Origin of the sequence: Lachnoclostridium edouardi (assembly GCF_900240245.1) — a bacterium.
GTDB lineage: Bacteria > Bacillota > Clostridia > Lachnospirales > Lachnospiraceae > Lachnoclostridium_A > Lachnoclostridium_A edouardi.
In genome coordinates this window covers 2,376,693-2,392,943 of sequence record NZ_OESQ01000001.1, presented here as the reverse complement: position 1 = coordinate 2,392,943, position 16,251 = coordinate 2,376,693, and the positions used below count along the sequence as shown (strand labels likewise).

Genomic DNA, 16,251 nt, shown 5'->3' with positions numbered 1-16,251 from the left:
TTGTCACCAGTGTACAAGTATACCATATAGAGGTGAAAATTGCATCATTCTTTTCCCAGCTGCTCTTCTAGTATGAAACTGCTTTTATTCATAAATAGGATATTTGTCGCAGATCTTTGTCACCTCAGCTCTGATGTAATCAGCTTTTGCCTCAAAATCAGTAGCTGCCAGCCAGATCAGCTCTGCGATTTTCTCCATATCTTCTTCCTTTAGACCTCTGGAGGTTACTGCCGGAGTTCCAATGCGGACGCCAGAAGTCACAAAGGGGCTTCTTGGATCGTTTGGAACTGTATTCTTGTTTAAAGTAATGTATACTTCATCGCACCGGTTCTGCAGCTCTTTTCCGGAAATATCCATGCCTCTCAAGTCCACCAGCATCAGATGATTGTCTGTGCCGCCTGTGAGAATCTTAAAGCCCTGCTTCTCTAAAGCCGCCGCCAAGGCCGCTGCATTCTTCTTTACCTGAACCTGATATTCTTTAAATTCCGGCTGTAACGCCTCGCCGAAGCACACTGCCTTTGCGGCGATTACGTGCTCCAAAGGCCCTCCCTGAGTACCTGGGAAAATAGCCTTATTAAAGTTAAATTTATCAGCTGCTTCCTGATTGGCTAAAATCATACCGCCTCTTGGACCTCTTAAGGTTTTATGAGTGGTAGTTGTCACTACATGAGCGTAAGGAATAGGACTTGGATGAAGTCCTGCTGCCACCAGACCTGCAATGTGAGCCATATCTACCATCAAATATGCCCCTGCCTTGTCAGCAATTTCACGGAAACGCTTAAAGTCGATCTCTCTGGCATATGCACTGGCTCCTGCCACAATCAGCTTAGGCTTATTTTCCAGGGCAATTTTCTCCACCTGATCATAATCAATATATCCGTCGTCGTTTACACCGTAGGATACAATATTAAAATACAGTCCTGAAAAATTTACAGGGCTTCCATGTGTTAAATGGCCGCCGTGGTCCAGATTCATACCCATAACAGTATCTCCTGGCTTCACCATAGCCAAAAATACCGCCATATTGGCCTGTGCGCCGGAGTGAGGCTGTACATTGGCATAATCGCAGCCAAACAGCTTTTTCGCCCTTTCAATGGCAATATTCTCAGCCACATCTACGCACTCACAGCCGCCGTAATATCTTTTTCCCGGATAACCTTCTGCGTACTTGTTGGTGAGCACTGTGCCCATTGCCATCATAACTGCCTCAGATACAATATTTTCTGAAGCAATCAGTTCCAGATTTCTCTTTTGTCTCCCATACTCTGCCTTGATTGCCTCTCCTACCTCACTGTCTTTAGCAGCAATCAGTTCCATTACTTCCTTAACCATAATTTCCATCTCCTTTTCCAAACATCATACCACACTTTATACGCCTGTCATAATTATTTTAACTTATAATTCTTTATTACAATCTGAAGACTTCTGTTCCCATTATACTCGTTAATCCCCGGATAATACACTGCGTCCATAAATTGTCTGCCTTCCAGCTGACGGGCTAAGTCCTCCCCGTCCCCGAACCAAAGGCCGTCCATGGGAAGTCCCCTGTCTGTTACCAGAGAAATCCGGACCACATTTTTATTTTTTCCCATTACCCGAAAGCTTCTTATTCTTAAATCCTTCTGGGCGAACTGAGGCTTCTCGTTGCCCTGGCCAAAGGGTTCTAACTGCTCCAACTCTTCCACCAGTGACTCTGATATATATTCTAAAGGCATGGGAACGTCGATCCATATTTTCTTTACAAAGTCCGCCTCTGTCAGCCGGGCATTTTCATTCAGCCTTCTGCGAAATTCTTCTAGGTTCTCCTCCTTTAAGGAAAATCCCGCCGCCATAGGATGACCGCCAAACTTAGTAAGCAGATCTCTTACCTCCACCAGTCCCTGAAACATATGATATTCCTCAATAGACCTTCCGGAACCTTTTAATCCCTCCTCCGCCCTGGTCAGAACTAAAGCAGGTTTCTGATATATTTCTCTCAGCCTTCCGGCTATAATTCCTGCCAGGGATTCATGGCAGTCAGGTAAGAATATAACCAGCACCTTATCCTGGCTGTAAAGCTTTTCTGCCTGCTGACATGCCTCTTTTGTTCCCTGAAGGGTCAGATCCTTTCTCTCATCGTTTAATTCCTTTAGATCCTGGGCCAGCTTATCTGCCTCTTCCTCTGTCTTTGCCAGCAAAAGGGACAGAGCCAACTTTGCTGTCTGCAGCCTTCCCCCGGCGTTTAAGCAGGGACCTATGACAAATCCAATATGATAAGCTGACAAATGTTCAATATCCAGATTATTTTTTTCTGCCAGCTTTTTTATTCCATAATTTCCGGTGCGGGCTATGGCCTTTAAGCCCTGCTTCACTATGATTCTGTTTTCCTTCTGCAGCCGCATCACATCGCCTACTGTAGCTATTGCTGCAAAAGGAAGCAGCTCCTCCCACTTTTTTTCCGGAATACTGTGGCTTTTATACAGGACTTTTACAAGCTTCCAGGCCACCACGGCCCCGCATATCTCCGGATTTGGGTAAGAACATTCTTCCTGCTTAGGATCTACTACAGCGTCCGCCGGGGGAAGTATTTCCCTTTCTTCTATTTTCAAAACCTCATGGTGGTCTGTGACAATCACTGTCATGCCCAGGGTTTTCGCGCTGGAAATTTCCTCCACCGCCGCAATCCCGTTGTCGCAGGTAAGAAGGGTATCTATCCCTTCAGCCCATGCAGCCTTAATAATATTCTCATTAATCCCATATCCGTCTTTAATTCTGTCAGGAATCTCATAATCTACCTTTGCGCCTATTTGTTTTAAGGCTGTATATAAAATGTAGGTAGAGCAAACGCCGTCAATATCATAATCTCCAATAATCCGTATAGGCTTTCCCTCCTGAATTTTCTCAGTCAGAATCTCCACGGCCAAATCCATATCCTTTAAAAGTACAGGATCATATAAATCCTTCAGACTTCCAAACAAATACTGCTCTATATCCTGATCTCCAACTACGTCTCTGTTTCTCATAATCCGGGCTGTCACCGGACTGATTCCATATTTCTTAGCAATATTGTTAAAATCAGCTCTCTTTGTCTGCACCATCCACTTTTCTGCTGCCATGTCTGTTCTCCGTATATGACTAGTGATTTAAGGGGAAGTGGCAATACACCTGTCTGTCCTCCATTACTGCGGCTTCCGGCGCCTTTTTACTGCAGATTTCCTTTGCATAAGGGCATCTTGTGTGGAAACGGCAGCCGGACGGAGGATTTACAGGACTTGGGATCTCCCCTGTAAGAAGCTCTTTTTCTTCACTTCTCAGCTTGGGATCTGCCTTTGGAATCGCATCCAGCAAAAATTTGGTGTAGGGATGCATAGGCTGTTCATAAATTTCATCTGTATTTCCGATTTCACAGATCATGCCTAAAAACATTACGCACACTCTGTCTGCAATAAATTTTACCACGCTTAAATCGTGGGAAATAAATAAGTAAGTAAGGTCGTACTCAGCCTGCAGATCCTTTAACAAATTCAGTACCTGAGACTGTATAGATACATCTAAAGCCGACACCGGCTCATCGCATATAATTAACTTAGGATGCAGGGCAATAGCTCTTGCAATTCCGATTCTCTGCCTTTGTCCTCCTGAAAACTGGTGAGGGTATCTGTTTATAAATTCCGCAGGAATGCCTACCTGCTTCATCAGCGCTAACACAGCCTCCTCCACCTTTTCCTTCCCCTTCATTCCATATGTAGTTAAAGGCTCTCCAATAATCTGTTTTACTGTCATTCTGGGATTCAGGGAGGCGTATGGATCCTGAAAAACAATCTGCATCTGCCTTCTTTTGTGAGCAAATTCTGTTTGGCTCATATTTTCAATATTTTCGCCTTCAAAAATTAACTCCCCTGAGGTAGGCGGCAAAAGCCGAATCAGAACCCGGCCTAAAGTACTTTTTCCGCAGCCTGACTCTCCCACCAAAGCTAATGTTTCTCCCTCATAAATCTTTAAATTCACATCAGTGACAGCGTGAACCACCTGAGGATTTTTTTTGCTTTTATTTAATGGAAATTCCTTTACCAGCTGTTTTGCCTCCAGCAAAACTTTACTACTCTTCATGGCTGACACCTTCTTTCCTGTATTTCAGGCATCTTGCCCTGTGGCCGTCCCCTAAATCGTACAGGTCCGGTTTTTCCAAAAAGCAGGCAGACTCCGCCTGGTCGCACCTGTTGCAGAAATTACATCCCGCCGGAAGGTGAAGCAGATTAGGCACCACCCCTTTAATGGTGTAAAGCCGCTCTTCCTTTGTGTCCAGCTTAGGAATAGATTTTAAAAGTCCCTGGGTATAAGGATGGCTGGTGCGCTCAAACAGCTCAAAGGTTTCCGCCTGTTCCATTACCTGTCCTGCATACATAACATAAACGTAATCGCAGATTTCCGCCACAACGCCCATATTGTGCGTAATCATAATAATAGAAGTTCCCTGCTGGTCTCTCAGCCTTTTCATCAGCCTTAAAATCTGAGCTTCAATCGTCACGTCCAGGGCTGTTGTAGGCTCGTCGGCAATCATAACCTTAGGTCTGCATACCATAGCCATTCCAATCATTACTCTCTGGCGCAGACCGCCTGAAAGCTGATGAGGATAAGAATAATATCTTTTCTCAGGCTCAGGAATCCCAACCTGCCTGAAAATGTCAATCACTCGATTCTTCGCCTCTTCCTTGCTTACCTTCTGATGGAGAATAATCGCCTCCCTCACCTGCCTGCCTACCTGGTAAACAGGATTTAAGGATGTCATAGGCTCCTGGAATATCATGGAAATATCCTTTCCACGAACCTGAGATAATTCTTTTTTGCTTAAATGGGTAATGTCCCGGCCGTCCAAAAGAATTGTTCCTCCCACTACCTTTCCCGGATGGCGCAAAAGCCCCATAACCGACATAGCGGTCATACTTTTTCCGCAGCCCGACTCCCCCACAATGCCAATAATTTTTCCCTGAGGCACTTCAATGGACACTCCGTCCACTGCAGGCACTACGCCTTTAGAGGTAAAAAAATGAGATTTTAATTCTTTTATTTCTAGCGCTAATGGTTCCCTCATAACTTTCCTACCTCCTACTGTTCTTTCAGATATGGGTCCAACACATCTCTCAGCCCGTCGCCTAAGAAGTTAAATGCCAGCACCACAATCATAATAGCCACACAGGGAGCAATCGGCAGCCACGGCTCTGTAAATAAGTATTTCTTTCCCCAGGATGCCATCAGTCCCCAGCTGGTATTAGGCAAAGTAACGCCTACCCCCAAAAAGCTTAAACTGGATTCAGATAGAATAGCCGCCGGTATATTTAAGGTAAACAGTACAATCAGGGAAGGAATACAGTTAGGCAGAATATGACGGACCATAATCCTCCAGTTTTTTACACCAATAGATCTGGCGGCCTCCACATACTCTGCTTCCTTTAAAGACAAGGTCTGGGCCCGAACCACCCGGGCAGTCCCCGCCCACTCAGTAACGCTGAGGGCGATAAAAATATTCATCAGACCGCCGCCTAACGTATACATAAATACCATGGCCAGAAGAAGAGCCGGAAACGCCAGCATAATATCCCCCAGACGCATAATAACATAGTCCACTTTACCACCGTAGAATCCTGCGATTAATCCCAGAATTGTTCCCGATGTCATGGCGATCACTGTAGGAATCAAACCTACTACTAAAGAAATTCTGGCTCCGTAAATCAGACGCGAAAACACATCTCTCCCCAGCTCGTCTGTGCCCAAAAGGTGAGCCGCGCTGGGAGCCTGAAGCCTGTTTAACAAATCCTGCTCCATATAGCCGTAAGGAGCTACAAGAGGAGCAAATATAGCCATCAAAGCAATAATAAGAATAACAACTGCAGAGAAAACAGCCAGCTTATTCTGCCTTGCCAAGGTTTTTAATTTATCTGCCCAGGTATCTGATTCCCCGATCTGGGCAGCTGTATCTTCTAGGAACAATACATTTTTCTCCTGTAAATCTGCCATATTAAGCGTCCTCCCTGATTCTTGGATCTAATACGGAATACAAAAGGTCCGCAGCCAGATTTCCCATAATTACCAGCACTGTAGTAAACACTACTGTGCCCTGAAGCAAAGGCATATCCCTTGTTTCGATGGCATTTACCGCCAATCTTCCAATACCCGGAATCCCAAAAACACTTTCTGTAATAACCGCTCCCGACAACATACTGGCAATCTGGAGAGCCATCATGGTAACCACAGGAAGCATGGCGTTTTTCAAGGCGTGGCCTATAATCACCCTGTATTCCCTAAGCCCCTTTGCCCTGGCAGTTCTGATGTAGTCGTCCTGCATAACCTCCAGCACATTAGAGCGGGTCATTCTGGCAATGCTTCCTGCAGAGTTCCAGCCTAACACTATGGCAGGCAGAACCATACAGGCCAGGGAATCATACCCTGAAACTGGAAACCATTTTAATTTAAATGCAAATATATACTGCATCACTAAAGCAATCATAAATACAGGCATAGAAACGCCCATAAGAGCCACTCCCATAAAAAGCCGGTCCAAAAGCTTGTTTTGCTTAATAGCCGCTATCATTCCTGTGACAATCCCAATAATCCAGGAAAATACAGCGGCGCACAAAGCCAGCTTAACTGTATTTGGAAAGGCTTCCAATATAATGGAGGTCACATTTCTGTTTAGGCGGTAAGAGGTGCCGAAATCGCCTTGAATAGCATTTCCAATATATTTAAAAAACTGTATGTAAAATGGCTGATCCAGCCCCATTTCTCTGCTTACCTTGTCAATAATGGCCTGATTCACATGCTCTCCCAGCATGGTGCTTACAGGGTTGCCGGGCACAATTCTAAGCATAATAAAAATCAGAAGAATTACGCCGATCAGAACCGGTATGGATATTACAATTCGTTTCAGGATATTTTTTAACACTGGGATTCCCCTTCCTAAAGCTTAAAACAGATGAGAGCGCTGCGGCAAACCGGCTATTCCTGCCGGAATCTTATTGCCGCCGCACTCCCACGTCCATAACTTACTGTATAAATTTTATTATTTTAAAGAAACATTGTAGAAAATAATGTCACTGAGACCGTTCCATGCAGGCGTAAAGCCTTCTACATTCTTTCCTACTGCAAAAAGATGCTCTTCAGAAAGAATAGGTACCCAGGCCGCATCCTCAATAATCAGTTTTTCTTCCAGATCATTATATTCTGCAATCCTCTCGTCCTGATTTACAATAGAACGTGCCTTCTGCACTCTCTCCATCACCGCTGTATCTGGATAATTCAAAGATCTCATCTTAGTTTTCTCTTCATTGCCGAAGAAGGTGTAAATAAAGTTGTCAGGATCATTATAATCTGCCGACCATGTGGACATAAAGGAACCTAGTTCTCCGGAGTTTCGTGTATCCAGCCATGTAGATTCGTCGTATGTTTTAATTTCAGCTGTGATGCCGATCTGAGCCAGCTGATCCTTAATAACCTGAAGGGCCATAGTAACAGTGTCTGAAGCGCTGCTGTCCGCTGCAATCTCCATAGTAAATCCGTCCCCGTATCCAGCTTCCTCTAACAGCTCTTTCGCTTCCTCCGGATTATACTCAATGGCAGGAATATTAGCATTATGTCCAATTAATCCCTGCGGGAAAATACCGTTTTCCAGCTGTCCTCTGCCGCCGTAAAGAGAATCCAGAATTGCCTGACGGTCAATCGCCATCTGCACAGCTTTTCTCACCTTTACATCAGCAAAAGGCTCAATATTCTCATTCATTGTAAAATATGTGATGCCCACCCGAGGTCCGCCTACAATCTGATCCGGATATGTGGCCTGGAAATGGTCAATAGAGTCTCTGGCATAATCCAGATCTACAATATCCAGCTCCCCATTTTCAAACATCATTGTCTGGGTCTGCACATCAGGCACAATTTTAATCACAATTCCGGGAAGGGCAGGAGCTCCTTTCCAGTAATTGTCATTGCGCACCAGCACCAGCTCATCATTTAACGTCCAGGATGCAAATTTAAAGGGGCCTGTTCCAAAGGTTACAGATGGGTCCAGTCCAAACTGATCCCCTGCCTCTTCTGTACTTTCTCTGTCATAAATTGCAACTCCCGAACTGGACAAACATGCCAAAAATCCTGCATATGGTTCTCTTAAAGTAACCTCCACAGTATAATCGTCCAGAACCTTAACTCCCTCTAATTCCTCAGCCTGGCCGTTAAACAGCTCTGTAGCGCCTAAAATCTGATCTACAAACTCGGAGTTGGTGCCTCCTGTAACTGTCAGCATACGCTCAAATGAGTACTTTACGTCATCTGCTGTAAAATCTGCATCATTGTGGTACTTTACTCCCTGTCTTAAATGGAATGTATACACCAGTCCGTCGCTGCTTACATCCCAGCTTTCAGCCAGATTTCCCACAATTTTAGTGCTTCCGTCCCCTTCTACTTCCACGTCCACCAGCCTGTCATAAATGTTCAGAGGCACCTCATAATCTTTAGACGTCTTGTGTACATCAGCAGTCTGGATATCAGCAACCAGACATGTGCGGATAAAGCCTGTAGTATCCACCTCCGTACCTTTTGTCTCCCCCGGCACAACCGTCTCCCCAGCTGCCTGGGTCTGTTCTCCTCCTTGTTCTGTGGCAGAAGCGCCGCCCTCGCCGCACCCTGCAAGAGCAAGACCTGCAGCAAGTATTACAGCAGCAGCCATACACACTCTTTTTTTCATAATAGCTCTCCTCCCTGATTATCCATGGATACAAAAAATGGGCGCAATACCACACTGGCTGCACCTTTGCATTGTCTCCAAAAATCCTTTTGTTGAATGCATAATAACATATTAGAAAAGGAATTTCAATATCCGGAAAAATATTTCAAAAATATATTGACAAATCACGGGATATGTCCTAAAATAATTAACGTTGCACAAGCAACTGATGTGCGTCAGTAGCTCAGCTGGATAGAGCATACGGCTACGGACCGTAGTGTCGGGAGTTCGAATCTTCTCTGGCGCGCTTAAAAAATTACCGCAGGTTTATTACTAAGCCTGCGGTAATTTTTTTGCCAATATCTTTTATCCTTTTGACGGAATAGATGAGGCGATTCTGCCTGTGTACTCTGCAAAATTCATAGTCTGGAGATACACCTTTCCCGGTCCTGTTAATTTTGTGAGAAATAATCCCTCTCCTCCAAACAGCACATTTTTAATGCCCTTTACTGTCTCAATCTCATAGGAGACAGATTTTTCAAAAGCAAATACATTTCCGGTATCTACTTTATACACCTCTCCCGGACCTAAATTCTTTTCCACCAGGTCGCCGTCCACCTCTAAAAAAGCCATTCCTGTGCCAGTTAATTCCTGGAGAATAAAGCCTTCGCCTCCAAAAAATCCGGAGGAAAACTTTTTAGTAAAAGACACTTTGGGCTCTACTGTAGTCTGGGAACACAAAAAAGCTCCCTTTTGACAAATCAATTTTGTCTCTGACACATTCACCGGCAGGATTTTCCCAGGCACAGTCGCTGCAAAAGCAATTACTGCATTTTCCTTTTCCGCAGTATATGTAGCTAAAAATAAGGATTCACCTGAAAACATTCTGCCGATGCCTCTGGCCAGCCCGCCTTTTACATTGGACTCCAGCGTCAGGCCCTGGCTCATCCACGCCATTCCGCCTGACTGGGTCTGCATAGCTTCCCCCTTGTGCAGAGTAACCTCCACTGCAGGAATTACATTGCCAATTAACTTATATTCCATCCATTTACCTCCTTATGATAATCCTTTACACATTGTCAAGTGTTCATATTATACCATAATTATCTGAACATTTTCCTATATTCATAAAAAGGTAAGAAATACTCATTTTTATGCCTCAGCGATTTTGTCAAAAACCGGCTTCAGCGCAGGGTAAATTTCTGCAAAGGTTCTATACTTTTTCTCGTATTTTTCCACCAGCTCCATATCTGGCTCCACTGTGTCCACAACCTTCACAATAGCCTTGGCTGCCTCCTCCACAGATTTATATTCGCCGCAGGCTACTGCAGCCAGCATAGCTCCGCCAAGTGCAGGGCCTTCCTCGGATTTAATCACATCTACTTTAATATTTAAAATATTGGCGATCATTTTCTTCCAAAGAGGGCTTTTGGCTCCGCCGCCGCAAATAGTAGCTCTTTCAATGTGAAGTCCCTGGGCTCTTGCTACCTCCAGAGAATCCCGAATGGCAAATGCCACTCCCTCTAACACAGCCTGGGTCATGTCTTCTCTGGTGCTGTCCATAGTCAGACCTGTAAAAGTGCCTCTGGCATTAGGGTTATTGTGGGGGGAACGCTCGCCCATAAGATAAGGCAGGAAGAATACATGATTCTCTCCCAGCTTTTCAATTCCCTTCTGTTCTGCGCCGTAGTCCTTTGTTCTGATGATTTCATCCATCCACCATTTATTGCAGGAAGCTGCGCTAAGCATACATCCCATTAAATGATAATGTCCGTCTGCATGGGCAAAGGCATGAAGAGCGTTAAATTTATCTACACAGAAATCATTGCTGGAAATAAATATGGTTCCGCTGGTTCCCAGAGAAATATTGCACTTCTCGTTTCCAACAGTGCCTGTTCCTACGGCTGCTGCAGCATTGTCTCCTGCCCCTGCTGTGACGATACAGGCTTTTGGCAGGCCTAATTCCTCTGCAACCTCCGGTTTTAATGTGCCTGTAATCTCATAGCTTTCATACAGCTTAGGAAGCTGCTCCTCTTTCACATCACAGATTTCCATCATTTTTCTGGACCAGCATTTATTCTTCACATCCATTAAAAGCATTCCTGATGCATCTGAATAATCTGAAGAGTGTACGCCTGTGAGACAGTAAGCAATATAATCCTTAGGCAGCATTATTTTAGCGATTCTTTGAAAATTCTCCGGTTCATTTTCCTTTACCCACAGAATTTTAGGGGCTGTAAAGCCTGCAAAAGCAATATTTGCAGTGTAAGCAGACAGTTTATCCTTGCCAACTGAGTTATTTAAATAATCTGTCTGCTTTTGTGTTCTTCCGTCATTCCAGAGAATTGCCGGGCGAATGACCTGATCCTCTTTGTCCAGGATCACCAGGCCATGCATCTGTCCTCCAAAGCTGATTCCTGCCACCTGACTTTTGTCAAAGCCTTCTGTTAATTCACAGATTCCTGCTTTTGTTTCCTTCCACCAGTCCTGTGGACTCTGCTCAGACCAGCCTGGATGAGGAAATGCAATCGGATATTCCCTGGAAACAATTTTTTCGATTTTCCCGGAGCCATCCATAAGCAGAAGCTTTACAGACGAGGTGCCCAGGTCTACGCCAATATAAAACATATTAAAAACCTCCCCCTTATGTTTCAGTGGTGAATTATGCAAATGGATTTTCGCTTGGATACATCATACCCTTTGGCTGATTAAATCCAATATCCTCTACTCCTAAATATTTGAATACTTCAAATAATGCTTTTCCGTAATGTCCAAATGCTACGGCGCCGTGGTGAGGATAGTTTTTCTCAATTAATACGTGGCGGTAGAATCTGCCCATTTCCGGAATTGCAAAAATACCGATAGAGCCAAAGGAACGTGTTGCTACAGGAAGCACCTCCCCCTGAGCTACATAAGCTCTCAGCTGGCAGTCAGCTGTGCTCTGAAGACGGAAGAATGTAATATCGCCTGGGGCAATATCTCCCTCCAGTGTTCCCTGTGTTACTTCCTCAGGTAAGGTTCTGGCCATAATCATCTGGTACTTCATAGAACATGCAGCCAGTTTTCTGGAGCATGTATTTCCACAGTGGAAGCCCATAAATGTATCCTGGTGAGTATAGTTAAATTTGCCTTTAATATCAGACTCATACATGTCTGCAGGCACGCTGTTGTTAATATCCAGAAGAGTAACTGCATCCTGGCTGACGCATGTGCCGATAAACTCGCTTAACGCGCCGTAAATATCAACCTCGCAGGAAACAGGGATGCCCATTCCTGTTAAACGGCTGTTTACATAGCATGGAACAAAACCAAACTGCGTCTGGAATGCAGGCCAGCATTTTCCGGCAATAGCTACATATTTTCTGTATCCTTTGTGAGCCTCCACCCAGTCTAATAAGGTCAGCTCATACTGAGCCAGCTTAGGCAGAATTTCCGGCTTCATGTTGCCTTCGCCCAGTTCTTTTTCCATGTCTTTTACAACATCAGGAATTCTTGGGTCATCAGCATGTTTATTATATGCCTCAAATAAATCCAGCTCAGAGTTCTCTTCAATTTCAACTCCCAAGTTGTACAGCTGTTTAATAGGAGCGTTACATGCCAGGAAGTTTAATGGTCTTGGGCCAAAGCTGATAATCTTTAAATCAGAAAGTCCTACTAATGTTCTTGCAATTGGAAGGAATTCCTCGATCATGTCCGCGCATTCTTCTGCTGTTCCAACTGGATATTCTGGAATATATGCCTTCACATTGCGCAGCTTTAAGTTATAGCTGGCGTTTAACATTCCGCAGTATGCGTCTCCTCTTCCCTGATGCAGATTGTCTCCGCTTTCCTCTGCAGCCGCTACAAACATCACAGGCCCGTCAAAATGTTTTGCCAGAAGTGTCTCGGAAATTTCAGGTCCAAAGTTTCCAAGGTAAACTACAAGGGCATTACATCCTGCGTTTTTAATGTCCTCTAAGGCCTGCACCATGTGGATTTCACTTTCCACAATACATACAGGACATTCATAAATGTTCTTCTCATCATATTTTGCTTTATATGCTTCCACTAAAGCTTTTCTTCTGTTTACAGAAAGGCTTTCTGGGAAACAGTCTCTGCTGACTGCCACGATACCTACTTTTACTACAGGCATATTGTTCATAATTCATTCTCCTTTTCCAATTAAAGCATTTTAGTCAATAGACAAATTTTCGCCCTTCAGGCCAATAAACGCCCTTTCTGGCAGGCCGCCTTCTTTATGGCCGATCAGCCATTTATTTCTGGCCAGAAGCAGTCTGTCTTCTCCAGTTACATTTTTTTCCTCAATGTCTGTGTTAGTGTTTCTGGGAAGGATTACTACACACTGAAATCCCTTTTCATCTACATGGCAGGGAGCGTAGTGGAGAGTTGTAGCATATACCTCCAGCACAGTTCCCGCCGGCACCAGAAACGCTTCCATTTTAGAAGTGTCATATGTAAAGTCCTCTTCAATATCCTGCTGTCTGCCTAAAATCAGCACCAGGTCTGTGGCCGCAATATTTACTTCTGAATCTCTGTGATATTCCACAGCGTTTAAAAGCTTGTTGTGGCCGTTACAATACCCCAGCTGTACAGGCATTCCCCCGTAAAGGCTTTCTGCCGCAGTTTTCGCGCTTTCACACTCCTCCAGCTCCTTACAGGATGCTACATAAATAACATCCTCAGGAACAGGAGTCTCTTTCATGGCATTCAGGATATCCTGGCACGGAAAATCTGTAATCACTTTTCCGTATGGAATAAATGCCGGATCTGTAACCTTCTGAATTTTCATATTGTCCTGCCTCCGTTATATTCTACTTGATATGTAAAAAAATTACTGTACAATCTCTTTTTTAAAACGTTAGTTATTTTACAATAAATGATTTTCTCTTGCTGACTACGTCGAAAATTACGGCTGCCAGAAGAACGCCGCCTTTTACTACTTTCTGAAGGTTCTGGTCAACCCCCATAATACTCATACCTAAGTTGAGAACGCCCATTAAGGTAGCGCCTACAATAACTCCAGGTACAGTTCCAACTCCGCCGTATGCGGAAGCGCCGCCGATAAAGCAGGCTCCGATAGCGTCCATTTCGTAGTTGTTTCCTGCTGTAGGGTTAGCAGAATTCAGACGGGCAACAGTAACCATTCCTGCCACTGCGGCCAAAAGTCCCATATTTAAATATGCCAGGAAGTACACTCTGTTAGTGTTAATACCGGAAAGTCTGGTAGCTTTTTCATTTCCGCCTACTGCATAGAAATAACGTCCTGTTGTAGTTTTAGAGGCAATATAGCTGTAAATTCCAATAATTACTGCAACCCATACTAATGAGTTTGGAATGCCCTTGTACTGCGCCAGACGGAACATAAATGCCAGCACAACTGCACAGATAACAAACATTTTAATAATCACGCCTGTAATAGGATCTACTCTGTAGCCTTTTGCCATTCTTCTTTTTCTTCCGGTAAATACAATCGCAATATATACAAGACACGCCAGCACTCCTGCTGCCAGACATGTAATGTTTAAGCCTTCTCCGCCAAAGAAATCCGGCACATAGTTGTTAAACAGCTTTAAGAAGCTGTCCGGCACTGGTGAAAGAGTCATACCTTGAAGCACTACATTGGAAAGTCCTCTGAACATCAGCATACCGGCCAAGGTTACAATAAACGGAGGAATCCGCACATAGGCAATCCAGAATCCCTGCCATGCTCCTACTAAAATTCCGATGAAAGCCATGGCGAAAATAGTGAGATAAGGATTCATGCCGCTTTCAATCATCATCTTTCCGCCGATAGCGCCTACGAAACATACTACAGAACCTACAGAAAGGTCAATATTTCCTCCTGTCAGAATACAAAACAGCATACCGGTTGCCAAAATAAATACATATGCGTTCTGGGCAATCAGGTTGTTTACGTTCTGGGGCAGAAGCATTTTTCCGCCTGTCTTGGCAGTAAACAGAATTACAATTACCGCCAGGGCAATAATCATCGTATATTTTTTAAATACTTCTGAAAGTTTAATATTATTATCCATGGTTTATTCTCCTTTATCTGATTTAAGAATACATGCCATAATGGACTGCTGGGTTGCCTCCTCTGCATTCATCTGGCCTACAATCTTTCCTTCATTCATAATATAAATCCGGTCAGACATGCCTAAAACCTCAGGAAGCTCGGAGGAAATCATAATTACTGACTTTCCGGAAGCCACCAGCTCATTGATGATACAATAAATCTCATACTTGGCACCTACGTCAATACCTCTTGTAGGCTCATCCAGAATCAGAATATCCGGTTCTGTAAACATCCATTTTGCCAGCAGCACCTTCTGCTGGTTTCCGCCGCTTAAATTTCCTACATTCTGATCTACAGTAGGACATTTTGTTTTCAGCTTCTGGCGGTAATCCTCCGCCACTGCAAATTCCTTATCCTGATCTATCACCCCTCTGGTGCTGACCGCATCCATATTTTCCAGGGTGTTGTTAATTTTAATAGGGTTGCTGAGTATCAGCCCGTTCCCTTTTCTGTCCTCAGTTACATAAGCGATTTTATGCTTAATTGCATCCTGTATGGAGTGCAGCTTTACTTCTTTTCCGTGAATCGTCAGCTGGCCGCTAATATTGGTTCCATAGCTTTTTCCAAAAATACTCATTGCCAGCTCAGTTCTGCCTGCGCCCATCAGTCCGCAGATACCAACTACTTCTCCTTTTCTGACATTAAAGGAAACATTATTTACCACCTTTCTGTCAGAGTAAAGGGGATGGTATACATTCCAGTCTTTTACTGCCATAGCAACGTCCCCGATTTTTACGTCGTGGCGTTTTGGGAATCGGTCTGTCAGTTCTCTGCCTACCATTCCCTGAATAATTCTGTCCTCAGAAATGTCGTCTTTTGTCTTATCCAGTGTTTCAATTGTGGAACCGTCGCGGATAACCGTAATTTTATCTGCTACATAGGCAATTTCATTCAGCTTATGGGAAATAATAATAGAAGTCATGCCCTCTGCCTTAAATTTCAGCAGCAGTTCCAGAAGCGCCTTTGAATCATCTTCATTTAAAGAGGCTGTAGGCTCGTCTAAAATCAGCAGCTTTGCATTTTTTGCCAGGGCCTTCGCTATTTCCACTAACTGCTGCTTGCCTACTCCTATATCTTTAATCAATGTGTGGGAAGGTTCGTTTAAACCTACAATTTTTAAATATTTGTCCGCCTCGCCGTATGTTTCGTTCCAGTTAATGTTATAGCTTTTTCCTCTCTCATTGCCCAGATACATATTCTCGCCGATTGACATATAAGGAATCAGTGCCAGCTCCTGATAAATAATAACTATTCCCTTTTCCTCGCTGTCGCTGATTTTATTAAACTTGCAGACCTGACCGTTATAAATAATGTCTCCCTCGTAAGAGCCGTAGGGATAAATTCCGCTGAGTACGTTCATCAGCGTGGATTTGCCTGCTCCGTTTTCTCCTACAAGCGCATGGATTTCTCCCTCTTCTACCTGCAGGTTTACATTGTCAAGAGCCTTTACGCCTTGAAGTGACCCCCAAAAGTTGCACAAGAG

General features: G+C 44.1%; 13 protein-coding genes and 1 tRNA gene. 1 reads left to right on the top strand and 13 read right to left on the bottom strand.

All coding sequences use genetic code 11. The features are described 5' to 3' along the window. Positions 1-84: 84 nt before the first annotated feature. The 7 genes from glyA to C1A07_RS11340 form a co-directional block, all read right to left on the bottom strand. Entirely contained in the window at positions 85-1,332 is a 1,248-nt protein-coding gene (gene glyA / locus C1A07_RS11370) for a serine hydroxymethyltransferase (RefSeq protein WP_101877199.1), read from the bottom strand. A 53-nt stretch (positions 1,333-1,385) separates the two neighbouring features. Then, entirely contained in the window at positions 1,386-3,095 is a 1,710-nt protein-coding gene (gene recJ, locus C1A07_RS11365) for a single-stranded-DNA-specific exonuclease RecJ (protein ID WP_101877198.1), read from the bottom strand. A 19-nt stretch (positions 3,096-3,114) separates the two neighbouring features. Beyond that, on the bottom strand, positions 3,115-4,089 hold the full coding sequence (locus tag C1A07_RS11360) for an ABC transporter ATP-binding protein (RefSeq protein WP_101877197.1): 975 nt from the start codon (positions 4,087-4,089) through the stop codon (positions 3,115-3,117). Next, positions 4,079-5,071 (bottom strand): ABC transporter ATP-binding protein, encoded by a 993-nt coding sequence (locus C1A07_RS11355; protein WP_101877196.1) that lies wholly within the window; start codon positions 5,069-5,071, stop codon positions 4,079-4,081. The genes C1A07_RS11360 and C1A07_RS11355 overlap by 11 nt, the downstream gene beginning before the upstream one ends. Positions 5,072-5,085: 14 nt before the next feature. Continuing rightward, positions 5,086-5,994 (bottom strand): ABC transporter permease, encoded by a 909-nt coding sequence (locus C1A07_RS11350; RefSeq protein ID WP_101877195.1) that lies wholly within the window; start codon positions 5,992-5,994, stop codon positions 5,086-5,088. Position 5,995: 1 nt separating this feature from the next. Continuing rightward, on the bottom strand, positions 5,996-6,919 hold the full coding sequence (locus C1A07_RS11345) for an ABC transporter permease (RefSeq protein ID WP_101877194.1): 924 nt from the start codon (positions 6,917-6,919) through the stop codon (positions 5,996-5,998). 117 nt (positions 6,920-7,036) lie between these two features. Continuing rightward, on the bottom strand, positions 7,037-8,713 hold the full coding sequence (locus tag C1A07_RS11340; protein WP_101877193.1) for an ABC transporter substrate-binding protein: 1,677 nt from the start codon (positions 8,711-8,713) through the stop codon (positions 7,037-7,039). Between the two features lie 212 nt (positions 8,714-8,925). On the opposite strand from C1A07_RS11340, the gene C1A07_RS11335 reads away from it, so the two are divergent. After that, positions 8,926-8,999, top strand: a tRNA-Arg gene (locus C1A07_RS11335). 59 nt (positions 9,000-9,058) lie between these two features. Here C1A07_RS11335 and C1A07_RS11330 read toward each other — a convergent pair. From C1A07_RS11330 to mmsA, 6 genes are all read right to left on the bottom strand, one after another. Then, complete coding sequence (locus C1A07_RS11330) at positions 9,059-9,736, bottom strand: TIGR00266 family protein (protein ID WP_101877192.1); 678 nt, start codon at positions 9,734-9,736, stop codon at positions 9,059-9,061. A gap of 108 nt (positions 9,737-9,844) precedes the next feature. Then, the gene (xylB, locus tag C1A07_RS11325) at positions 9,845-11,320 is read right to left on the bottom strand and encodes a xylulokinase (RefSeq protein WP_101877191.1); all 1,476 of its coding nucleotides are present in this window, start codon (positions 11,318-11,320) and stop codon (positions 9,845-9,847) included. A 34-nt stretch (positions 11,321-11,354) separates the two neighbouring features. Continuing rightward, on the bottom strand, positions 11,355-12,833 hold the full coding sequence (locus tag C1A07_RS11320) for an L-fucose/L-arabinose isomerase family protein (protein WP_101877190.1): 1,479 nt from the start codon (positions 12,831-12,833) through the stop codon (positions 11,355-11,357). Positions 12,834-12,863: 30 nt separating this feature from the next. Next, complete coding sequence (locus C1A07_RS11315) at positions 12,864-13,481, bottom strand: DUF4867 family protein (protein ID WP_101877189.1); 618 nt, start codon at positions 13,479-13,481, stop codon at positions 12,864-12,866. Between the two features lie 73 nt (positions 13,482-13,554). Next, positions 13,555-14,727, bottom strand: a complete 1,173-nt coding sequence (gene mmsB, locus C1A07_RS11310; RefSeq protein ID WP_101877188.1) for a multiple monosaccharide ABC transporter permease — start codon at positions 14,725-14,727, stop codon at positions 13,555-13,557. Positions 14,728-14,730: 3 nt separating this feature from the next. Continuing rightward, complete coding sequence (gene mmsA / locus C1A07_RS11305; RefSeq protein ID WP_101877187.1) at positions 14,731-16,248, bottom strand: multiple monosaccharide ABC transporter ATP-binding protein; 1,518 nt, start codon at positions 16,246-16,248, stop codon at positions 14,731-14,733. Positions 16,249-16,251 lie beyond the last annotated feature (3 nt).

Coding starts and splice junctions, on each gene's coding strand:
- xylB (WP_101877191.1), bottom strand. CDS start 11,320: ATGTTTTATATTGGCGTAGACCTGGGCACCTCGTCTGTAAAGCTTCTG.
- C1A07_RS11355 (WP_101877196.1), bottom strand. CDS start 5,071: ATGAGGGAACCATTAGCGCTAGAAATAAAAGAATTAAAATCTCATTTT.
- glyA (WP_101877199.1), bottom strand. CDS start 1,332: ATGGTTAAGGAAGTAATGGAACTGATTGCTGCTAAAGACAGTGAGGTA.
- C1A07_RS11320 (WP_101877190.1), bottom strand. CDS start 12,833: ATGAACAATATGCCTGTAGTAAAAGTAGGTATCGTGGCAGTCAGCAGA.
- mmsB (WP_101877188.1), bottom strand. CDS start 14,727: ATGGATAATAATATTAAACTTTCAGAAGTATTTAAAAAATATACGATG.
- C1A07_RS11350 (WP_101877195.1), bottom strand. CDS start 5,994: ATGGCAGATTTACAGGAGAAAAATGTATTGTTCCTAGAAGATACAGCT.
- C1A07_RS11340 (WP_101877193.1), bottom strand. CDS start 8,713: ATGAAAAAAAGAGTGTGTATGGCTGCTGCTGTAATACTTGCTGCAGGT.
- C1A07_RS11360 (WP_101877197.1), bottom strand. CDS start 4,089: ATGAAGAGTAGTAAAGTTTTGCTGGAGGCAAAACAGCTGGTAAAGGAA.
- C1A07_RS11330 (WP_101877192.1), bottom strand. CDS start 9,736: ATGGAATATAAGTTAATTGGCAATGTAATTCCTGCAGTGGAGGTTACT.
- recJ (WP_101877198.1), bottom strand. CDS start 3,095: ATGGCAGCAGAAAAGTGGATGGTGCAGACAAAGAGAGCTGATTTTAAC.
- C1A07_RS11315 (WP_101877189.1), bottom strand. CDS start 13,481: ATGAAAATTCAGAAGGTTACAGATCCGGCATTTATTCCATACGGAAAA.